This is a genomic window from Mesorhizobium sp. M1A.F.Ca.IN.020.06.1.1 (assembly GCF_004023265.1).
In the GTDB taxonomy this organism is placed as follows: domain Bacteria; phylum Pseudomonadota; class Alphaproteobacteria; order Rhizobiales; family Rhizobiaceae; genus Mesorhizobium.
In genome coordinates, this window is the sequence record NZ_RZSR01000674.1 from 1 (window position 1) to 3,407 (window position 3,407).

The 3,407-nt window shown below is 66.2% G+C and carries 3 protein-coding genes; 1 reads left to right on the forward strand and 2 read right to left on the reverse strand.

The genetic code is table 11. The annotated features are described in order from the left end of the window. Positions 1-963 (forward strand): amidase family protein (locus tag EOA60_RS24790; RefSeq protein ID WP_128312043.1); only part of this gene is annotated, 963 nt, incomplete at its 5' end. A 51-nt stretch (positions 964-1,014) separates the two neighbouring features. Here the strand turns inward: EOA60_RS24790 and EOA60_RS24795 are convergent. Continuing rightward, a complete protein-coding gene (locus tag EOA60_RS24795) occupies positions 1,015-1,746 on the reverse strand; it encodes a DUF2270 domain-containing protein (protein ID WP_082980653.1) in 732 nt (243 codons plus the stop codon). 111 nt (positions 1,747-1,857) lie between these two features. Then, on the reverse strand, positions 1,858-3,407 hold a 1,550-nt coding region (locus tag EOA60_RS24800; RefSeq protein WP_206628214.1), incomplete at its 5' end, for an ABC transporter substrate-binding protein.

Below are 3,407 nucleotides of genomic sequence, written 5' to 3' on the forward strand. Positions count from 1 at the left end.
CCGATCTTTGGCCGCACCGTCAATCCGTGGGACGTTACCCGCACGCCCGGCGGCTCCAGCGGTGGGGCGGCGGCCGCGGTCGCCGCCGGGCTGGTGCCGCTCGAGATCGGCAGCGATGCCGGCGGCTCGATCCGGATGCCGGCGCATCTGTGCGGCGTCTATGGCTTCAAGCCGACGCAGGCGACGGTGCCGATCACCGGCAGCTACGCCGATCCGCCCGACCTGCCGCGCAGCTTCCGCCTGCTGTTCGACATCGGGCCTTTGGCCCGCGACGTCGACGATCTCATCCTGGCCCACCGCATCATCGCCGGCGCCGACGGTCTCGACACCGAAGTGCCGCCGGTAGCGACGGGCGAGGCGCCGGAGCCGCCGCTGGGCAAGCTCAGGGTTGCCTTCGCGCCTGAATTTCCCGGAGTGCCGACGGCGCTCGACATCGCCGACGCGATCGCAGGCTTCGCGGGCGCCATCGAGGTCGGCGGCGCGCGGGTAGGGCAGGCATTGCCGCGCCACGATTTCGCGGCCGAGCGGGCGCTGTTTTCCGATCTCATCACCTGGTATTCGCAGGTCTTCCGGCAGCCGCGCGAAACCTCGCCCTCGCTGGCCGCCTATCTCGAGGCGCTCAACCAGCGCGACGAATTCATCGCTGCCTGGGAGCGGTTCTTCGACGGGTGGGACGTGCTGGTCTGTCCGGCGATGATGTGCACGGCCTTCCGCCACCGCGAAATGGGTGCGCCGATCCCCGTCGACGGCATCGAGACGCCCTACTGGAGCGGGCTCAGCCACGCCTGCCGCTTCAACCTGACCGGGCATCCGGCCGCCGTCATTCCAATCGGTGTCGACCGGGAGGGCCTGCCGATCGGCGCCCAGCTGGTCGGCCGCCGCCATTCGGACATGAAGCTGCTGGCCGTGGCGAAAGCGCTGGCGCGTCTCACCGACGGTTTCGTCAGGCCACCGGGATTGTGAGCGCGTGGAAACGGCGGGCTGCCTGAAAGACCAAGGGCCGCCGCCCCAGGCTCAAACATGCACGTCGCCGAACGACAGTTCGCCGTCGTCGGCGCGCATCAGGAAGGCGGCGGCAAGCATCGCGAGATAGAATACGACGACGCCGCAGACCACCACGACGCCGGGGATGGGACCGAGCGTCGCCACGCGAAAGGTGTCGAGCAGCGAGGCGCTGAAGCCGATCGGCGAGCCTTCGCGCTGCAGGCTGGGCGTGGTGATCTTCAAGACCCAGGCAAGCATCAAGATCGTATACATGAAGACGTAGTTTCGGCGCAGCCTCCGGACCAGTGCCGCGCGCTGCGAGATGAGGAAGCGCGGCGAGCGCAGGCCTTCGCCGAGGATGGCCAGCCAGTTGGAGGCGAAGTCCGGCTGCGGCGAAAAAATCTGCGCGAAGTAATAGCGCTCGAACTGACGCACCCGCGCCCGATAGACGTCGAAGAACCGGTAGCGCCGCGCTTCGATCCATAGAAGCAGCGTGATGAGCAGCATGGCGAAGAGCAGCACGCCGTGATGCGCCGAGGGCGTCGACAGCGATACGGACAGCATCGCCGCCACCACGGTGATCGCCCAATTGCTGGTGCGGTCGAGCCGGTCGCGCCAGCCCGCCATGCGCCCGATTTCCGCGCGGTGGAAATGCGACATGGTGGTTGCGAATTCGGAGGAAGTGAGCTTCAGCGCGAACGCATCGGAGCCTCTAGGCGGCGCCGCTGCTTCGGCTGGCTTTACGGTCTGGACCTGCGACATCCCCTTGCCACGTGCCTCCCGCCGTGGCCGGCCGTTGAGCCGGCCACACCCCATATAGCACAATGTGGGGCCGGCAGAAATGTTCCTGCTGACGCTCTCCGGCGGAAGCTCTTATGCGCTCAGCCAGACCCGTTCGGCCACGCGATGATCGCTGAGCAGGAAGTTGGGGTTGGGAACGAATCCCTTCACCTCCAGGCGCGCCGCGTCGATCCAACTGGCGAAGGCCGGGATGATGGTCGGGCACTCGTCATGGATCATCTGCTGCAGCTCGAAATAGACGTCGCGGCGTTTCGCCGGATCGGCCAATGAGCGCGACTCCGTCAGCCGTCTGTCGAAGCTGTCGTTCTTCCAATGCGTTTCGTTCCACGGCGCGCCCGAGGCGTAGACGGAGGAAAACATCATGCTCGCCGATGGCCGCCCGGCCCAGAAGGAAGCCACCCATGGCTTCTTCAGCCACACGTCGCTCCAGTAGCCGTCATCGGGCTCGCGCTTGACATTGATGGTGATGCCGGCGGGCTTGGCCGATTGCGCGAAAAGCTCGGCCGTGTTGACCGCCTGCTCGAACGCCACGGGGGCGGCGTGCAGCTCGAGGGTAAGATCGCTCTTGCCGGCTTTCTTGAGGTGAAAACGGGCCTTGTCCGGATCGTAGGCGCGCTGCGCGATGTTAGGATTGAAGCTCGGATCGCTGGCAGCGATCGGATGGTCGTTGCCCACCCGTCCGAAGCCGGCCATCAGCAGCTTCACCATCTGCTCACGGTCGAGCGCGTGCTTCAGCGCCAGCACGACATCGGGGCTGTTGAACGGCTCCTTCGTGGCGTCCATCGGCAGCGAGAAATGCTGCTTGCCTTCGGTGACCAGCAGATAGGCGCGGGGGTCCTTCTTGAGCAGCGGTGCGATCTTGTAGTCGATGCCGTTGACGATGTGCACCGAGCCGCCTTGAAGAGCCGAGACGCGCGCCGCGGCGTCGTTGATAACGACCGTCTCGACCGTGTCGACATGGCCGCGATCGCTGCGCCAGTAGGTCTCGTTGCGGGCGGCGGTGGCGTGCACGCCGGGCTGGAAGGCGGTGAGCTTGAACGGACCGGTGCCGATCGCTTTCGACCAGTCGGCGAAGCCTGCGGGCACCATGGCGAAATGCAGATCCGACAGCACATAATCCATGTCGGGATTTGGCGATTTGAGCAGGATCTCGACTTGCGTCGGCGAGATGGCCCGCACTTCCGCGACGTCGGCGACCAGCCCTTTGGCCTTCGACTTGGTCTTGTCGCCGATATGCAGGCCCAGCGAGTATTTGACGTCGTCGGCGTCGAACGTCTTGCCGTTGTGAAACTGCACGCCCGGCCTGAGATTGAGGATCCAGCGCTTGTTGCCGTCGCTGGCTTCCCAGCTTGCCGCGAGCTCCGGCGCCGGCTTGCCGTCATCGCCGATCTCCACCAGCGTGTTGTAGACCTGCCGCGAGACGTTGATGGAAAAAGTGCCGATCAGCTGCGTCGGGTCCAGCGTGTCGGCGGAGCTGCCGCCGTTGAGGCCAAGGCGCAGCGCGCCGCCCTTGCGCGGCGCCGCGGCAAGGCCGGTATGTGGAAACGCCGCCGTGGCGAAGGCAGCCGCAGCGGCCGTCTTGATGAAGCTGCGGCGGTTCATGCTGTCCCGGCTAGAGAAGA